The organism is Occallatibacter sp. (assembly GCF_049802275.1).
Taxonomy (GTDB): Bacteria; Acidobacteriota; Terriglobia; order Terriglobales; family Acidobacteriaceae; genus Telmatobacter.
In genome coordinates, this window is the sequence record NZ_JBARMD010000423.1 from 1 (window position 1) to 5,780 (window position 5,780).

The 5,780-nt window shown below is 57.7% G+C and carries 9 protein-coding genes; 4 read left to right on the forward strand and 5 right to left on the reverse strand.

Features of this window, described 5'->3' with window-relative positions:
* Positions 1–189, reverse strand: a 189-nt coding sequence (locus WA354_RS14775) for a glycosyltransferase (RefSeq protein ID WP_472813783.1), incomplete at its 3' end; no start/stop codon positions are given.
* A gap of 221 nt (positions 190–410) precedes the next feature.
* On the opposite strand from WA354_RS14775, the gene WA354_RS14780 reads away from it, so the two are divergent.
* Positions 411–683 (forward strand): hypothetical protein, encoded by a 273-nt coding sequence (locus WA354_RS14780; RefSeq protein WP_472813784.1) that lies wholly within the window; start codon positions 411–413, stop codon positions 681–683.
* A gap of 102 nt (positions 684–785) precedes the next feature.
* Here the strand turns inward: WA354_RS14780 and WA354_RS14785 are convergent, their stop codons facing one another.
* Positions 786–1,070 (reverse strand): FmdB family zinc ribbon protein, encoded by a 285-nt coding sequence (locus tag WA354_RS14785; RefSeq protein WP_472813785.1) that lies wholly within the window; start codon positions 1,068–1,070, stop codon positions 786–788.
* Positions 1,071–1,132: 62 nt separating this feature from the next.
* Here WA354_RS14785 and WA354_RS14790 point away from each other — a divergent pair, with 62 nt between their 5' ends.
* From WA354_RS14790 to WA354_RS14800, 3 genes are all read left to right on the forward strand, one after another.
* A complete protein-coding gene (locus tag WA354_RS14790; protein WP_472813786.1) occupies positions 1,133–2,455 on the forward strand; it encodes a hypothetical protein in 1,323 nt (440 codons plus the stop codon).
* A 63-nt stretch (positions 2,456–2,518) separates the two neighbouring features.
* A complete protein-coding gene (locus tag WA354_RS14795) occupies positions 2,519–2,854 on the forward strand; it encodes a hypothetical protein (protein ID WP_472813787.1) in 336 nt (111 codons plus the stop codon).
* Positions 2,855–2,943: 89 nt separating this feature from the next.
* Positions 2,944–3,822 carry a phosphatase PAP2 family protein gene (locus WA354_RS14800; protein ID WP_472813788.1) on the forward strand — a complete coding sequence of 293 codons (879 nt, stop codon included), beginning with the start codon at positions 2,944–2,946 and terminating at the stop codon, positions 3,820–3,822.
* A 72-nt stretch (positions 3,823–3,894) separates the two neighbouring features.
* On the opposite strand, the gene WA354_RS14805 is transcribed toward WA354_RS14800, so the two are convergent.
* From WA354_RS14805 to WA354_RS14815, 3 genes are all read right to left on the reverse strand, one after another.
* Positions 3,895–4,464 (reverse strand): hypothetical protein, encoded by a 570-nt coding sequence (locus WA354_RS14805; protein WP_472813789.1) that lies wholly within the window; start codon positions 4,462–4,464, stop codon positions 3,895–3,897.
* Between the two features lie 337 nt (positions 4,465–4,801).
* Positions 4,802–5,143: a hypothetical protein gene (locus WA354_RS14810; RefSeq protein WP_472813790.1), complete on the reverse strand. Its 342-nt coding sequence runs from the start codon at positions 5,141–5,143 to the stop codon at positions 4,802–4,804.
* A 272-nt stretch (positions 5,144–5,415) separates the two neighbouring features.
* A partial coding sequence (locus WA354_RS14815; protein WP_472813791.1) for an MBL fold metallo-hydrolase occupies positions 5,416–5,780 on the reverse strand: 365 nt, incomplete at its 5' end.

The window sequence follows — 5,780 nt, forward strand, 5'->3', positions numbered from 1 at the left end:
GGCCGGCACAAGGCGCGATTCCATCCCGCGCGGCGTGCCGACGAACAGCACCTCCGCCTGGTGCCGCGTGACCAGTTCATGAGCGACAGCCAGCGCCGGAATGATATGGCCGCCGGTGCCTCCACCAGCAATGAGCACGCGAAGGTTTGCCGTGCGGTCACTTTCCGGATTCGCTGCGCCAATGCCCATTTCTTCCATGGTATTGTGCGGCGCAGACCGCCCTCGCTCCGCAATGATGCGCCAGAACTCGGAAGGTTAATAGGCCATATTTGCCAGATGCTCATAGCCCCGTAACGCGCCTTCTAGCACGAAAGTGGTTGTAGGGCACACCAAAGTGGTCGCTCGGCGCACGATTCGTGCAATGTCCTTTGCGGAGACGCAAGGCTAAACTTCTGCCAATGGAGGTTGATATGAGCCATCAAGAACATGTGGAAACCTATCGCGCGGCATTGGAAGCGGCGACGGGAGAACTGGACAATCTATTCGAGGAAGCCAGGCGGCTCCGTAACCGCATGGAGCAGATCGATTCGGCCATCACGGCGCTGAAGCCCCTGCTGGCGTCCACTATGGAAGGTCAGCCTGTTTCTCAACCTATGTCTACAGGGTATGCGCAAGATATGAGCACCGACGCAGTGCCGATGAAGCAGCAGATCGACGCCGCACTTGGACTGGTCTTCGCGTAATAGGTTTGAGAGTCTGGCAGTGCAGACGCCTCAGTGTTGAGCGCGACCGCAGGCAAGCTTATGCAGAAGCCCGGCTGACCGCGCCTCGGGTTGCGGTTGTACCTAATTCATGGGCCGATTGCACATACCGCCTCCACAGCAGGCGCCCGTCGCGCATGCTGGTTCGGCCCCCTGGCTGGCGCCTTTGGTGATGGCCCCGGCGCCCCCACTGATCAGGCGCTTCACATGGCCGCCGCACTGGGGGCATTGGTCGATGGCAGCATCCGACATTTTCTGCCGTGCTTCAAAATGGCACTCGCATTCGTCGCAAAGATACTCGTAAGCTGGCACACAAATTCCCTTCAGTACAATTTTAGCGGAGTACCCGGTTTCCCCGGGCCGTTCCATGGATAATGGAGCGGCGAGCGATCGTAGATATGGCTCCCGGACGCTTGCGTTAAAGGTGATGGATGGACGTAGCCACTGCAATCGAGCAAAAAGCTGTTGAAGGTGCAGCAGAAGGTTGGAGCGCGGGCAAACGGCTCGTGTTTCGATTCTGTTTTGCTTACTTCGGTCTCTATTGTCTTTGCGGTCTCTTTCAGGCCGTTATTCTGATTCCCAAAATCGATGTGCCCGATCCTGGGACGTTGTGGCCTTTCAGGCAAGCCATCTTTTGGGTTGCGGCACACCTGTTCGGCGCCAAGCTGCCGCTTATCTTCTCGGGCAGCGGCAGCGGCGACAAGCCCTTTGACTGGACTGAGGTTTTCTGCGTTTTGATCGCCGCTCTTTTTGCCACGGCGATCTGGTCAATATTCGATCGCAGGCGAACAAGCTACGCACCGCTGTACAAGTGGTTTCGGCTTTTCATCCGTTTCTCCCTGGCCGCGACCATCCTGCTCTATGCGTTCGACAAAATCGTTCCGCTGCAAATGTCTTTTCCCGGCCTGGCGTCGCTGCTGGAACCGTATGGGAATTTCTCGCCGATGGGCGTGCTGTGGAATTCGATTGGAGCTTCTCCCGCTTATGAGATATTTGCCGGGCTCGCGGAGTTGCTGGGCGCTGTCCTGTTAATGTTTCCGCGCACTGTCACGCTGGGAGCGCTGGTGTGTGCGGCAGACATGTTCCAGGTCTTCATGCTGAACATGACCTACGACGTGCCCGTGAAACAGTTCTCGTTTCACTTGCTGTTGCTGTCACTGTTCCTGCTGGCTCCGCAGTTGGGACGGCTCACGGACTTCTTCTTGCGTAACCGGCCGGCTAGCCTCAAGTCGGAGGAGAAGCTATTCAGATCGCCGCGGGCAAATCGGATCGCTGGTGTTGTGCAGGCAGCGCTTTGGATTTGGATCCTCGGAATGAATATGTACCAGACATGGGGCTCGTGGCACCAGTATGGCTCGGGACGACAGAAGCCAGTGCTTTACGGAATCTGGGATGTGAACCAGATGACCATCGATGGCCAGGTTCGTTCTCCTCTGCTCACCGACGACGACCGCTGGCGGCGCATGATCTTCGACTATCCGCAGACGATGGCGGTACAGCACATGAACGACTCGTTCGAGTGGTTCGCATCAACCATCGACACCCGCAAGATGTCGATAGATCTGACCAAGAGAAACGACAAGAATTGGAAAGCGAACCTCGCCTTTTTGCGGCCGGCCGCAGATCAGTTGAATCTCGATGGCACGATGAACGGTCACAAGGTGCAGATGCAACTGAAGCGCGAAGATGAGACCAGGTTCACGCTTTCGAGCCGCGGATTCCACTGGGTACAGGAGTATCCGTTCAACCACTAGAGTGCTGCCGGCTGCGATCTGTCCCTGTAGACTTTATCCACGGATCACTGAGTTCAGGAGCCTATGAAGCCACCGATTCCTGTGATGATTGTTATAGTCGTCTACCTCCTGGTGGGCGTGATGGGATTCGTTTACCATTTCCCCGAGCTGACCGCCGGTCATCGCGACGCCATTGCGATCGAGCTGACGGAACTGACGGCGGTGGTCGCCGCTGTTGGCTTGCTGCTGCGGCAGAACTGGGCCCGCTGGCTGGCACTGGCGTGGGTGATTTTCCACGTGGTGATCAGCATCTTCCACCCGGTTAGAGAGCTTCTGATCCACGCGGCGCTCTGCGTACTGATTGCATGGCTGTTGTTCCGGCCCGCGACTGCACGCTGGTTCAAAGAGGTTAAGAGTTAGGAGCAAACGGATTTGTTGCCATTCTGCATCCAACTTTTCCGATGCTTAGAATTAGAAACCGTTATTTACTACTCTCTAGTGTTTCTCTCTTGCTTGCTTGCGCGCTGAACCAGGGCCGCGCTCAGGATTCGACCAACCTTCCCGACGAGCCGGGCCTGCGGGCTCATCTTTCCGTTCCGGAGCGACTCCCAGATAGTCCAGCGCCGTCAGCTGCTCTCGACGATCCGGGCCAGACCATGAGGCCTGCAGTCGATTCGACCACCGGCACCCCCCAGCGCGAAGCCACCTGGCGCAGTATGCCAGGCGATTTCCTGCACGATCAGAAGGACATCTGGTGGACGTTTCCCAAGCAACTTGCGAAAGGGCGCCACTGGGTGCCGACGCTGATCGTCGTCGGTGGAACAGCGGGACTGATCTACGCCGATCCGCACGTGATGCCCTACTTCCGCACACATGCACAGAACTGGGACGACTTCAACGACGTCTTCGATCCAATGATCACCACCAGCGAAGTTATTCTGCTGCCTGCTTCGCTTATGGCGGCGGGATATATCAGGCACGACAATCGCGAGGTCAACACCTCGCTTCTGGCCATCGAGGCCTATGGCGACAGCGTGGTCGTGAACCTTGCAATGAAAGCCGTCACCCGTAGAGAGCGGCCCTCGGATGTTCCACCCGGCGCCCCATTCACCGGGACATTCTTCAATGGCGGCAAGTCGCCGCTCAAAGGCAGCAGTTTCCCGTCAGGGCACGCGACGGCAGTGTGGTCGGTGGCGACAGTTGTTGCAGAGCGGTACCGGCACCGTGGGAAACCGTGGATTCCGGTGCTGTGTTACACGATGGCGACGGCCATCAGCTTCTCGCGTATCACTTCCAGCGCTCACTTCCCGTCGGATGTGTGGCTCGGAGCTTCGCTCGGCTATACGATCGCCAAGTACCAGACGTTACGACCCCGTGATGCGCAGTGAACCCGAAGCCTGTCAGCTCAATATAAAAGCCCGGCTGCCGAAACAGCCGGGCTCGAGATGTATGCATAAGTGTTACCGGTGACCGCCACCGCCATGACCGCCGCCTCCACCGCCATGGAACCCGCCACCACCGCCGCCATGGAATCCACCACCGCCGGCAAACCCACCGTGGACACCGCCACCGCCTGCTACATGGCCGCCGGAATATCCGCCATGGTATGCGCCGCCACCATTAAAGGTGCGCGGAGCAGCTACTCCGCCGTGGTATCCGCCGCCATATCCGGGTCGGTATCCACCGCCGTATCCGGGGTGATATCCATAGCCGCCGCGGTATCCGTAACCACCGTGATATCCATACCAGCCGCGATACCCGTATCCGCGCCAGCCCCATCCATACCACGGGCCCACACCAATGAAAATGCCACCCGTGAACCAGCTTGGTCCGTAATAACCATAGGGCGCGCAAGCATATGGATAATAGGGGTAATAGCCCCAATCGCACGTGGGAGGACCATAATCCACCGGAGCCGGAACTACCGCTGGCCCAATTCCCACTCCTACCGCGACCTGGGCATTGGCAGAGACTGCTGCAAAGGGCAGCGCCAGAATCATGGCGAATAGGACTAACTTTAAACCTTTCATTGCGTCCTCCTGGTGCTGCCCGGCCAGTCTGTAAGGCACAGGATCTTCGTTCTCAGCACATGCCGGTATGCGTCCTGCTTTTTACCGGCTGATATACATTTGAACCACTGAACAGGGAATAAGTTGCGGTTACATTTCAAGATTCCTTTCCACCTTGAATTTAAACACTTAACTAGCCTCGGGAACGGGTGCAGGTTGCGCCGATCTCACTCAGATTCGGGAAGAAGCCGGGGAAGAAAAACGACGGAACAGAAAGAGCGGCCTCTCTGGTGAGGAGAGGCCGTGAGGCAAGTCGGACAATTTCGGTCAGTTCAATGGGCGAACCTGAGCTGCACTGTTAGCGGCGGAAGTGATCGCCATCGTGGTCGCGGTGATCGTCGCGATCATAGCGCCGGTCATCGCGGTGCGCGTAGACATAGCTGCGATCATGATCGCGATCGACATAGAAGCCTCCGCGAGGGAGGAATCCGACGCCGACATAATTCCAGGCCCCCGGAATCCAGTAGCCATTGCTGTAATAGCCTGCCACCCATGTGTATCCCGGGCCCGGGCACGGAGGAACGTAGGCCGGTCCGCCTACCACTACTCTGAACTCGGCAGCCTGGGCCGAGGTCGCTCCAAGGCCCAACCCACCAGCCACTATTGCCACACCCAGCACAAATTTGCCAAAGTTTTTCATAACTCCTCCGTCCTCTCGGAATAGAACCGTTTCGGCTGCCGGCTTGGAAACTTGGCTCTTGCTGCTTCCTGCCGCGCCGTTCATGTCGAGTACAAACACAGGCACAGGAGAAGGTTGCGGAGTTCCATGCGAAATAAATATGCGCAACTTTTCGCATGCTCGTGTGTCGAATGCCGGGCTTGGGGATGGAGTCAGGCGCAAGAAACATCAGGCAAGGAGCGCGATGCGCGCTTAGTCTTTTTGTTCAATTCGTTTTTGTTCGATTCGAATAATTACGCGGGCGGATCGACTTTCGGCTCCCAGCTATCGCCGGGAAGGAGAGCTTGGGCGATGAGGTTAGCGGTTTTGCACTCGCGCATAGCTTTCTCTAAAAGCTGAGCCGGTTCATCCCATGGCTCGTCGGTGAGCTGGAATGTGGCCCAGTGGATGCCGAGCAAATGCTGGGCGCCGATCTCGCGGGCTATCTGCACTGCTTCTGCGGGATCCGTGTGCTGGGTGTTCATAAACCAGCGGGGCTCGTAGGCGCCGATGGGGAGAATGGCGACCAGCGGTGAGCCGAGGCGCTCGCGGATTTGCTGAAATATTTCTCCATCTTGATAGGCGGTGTCGCCCGCACAGTAGATTTTGCCTGCGGGAG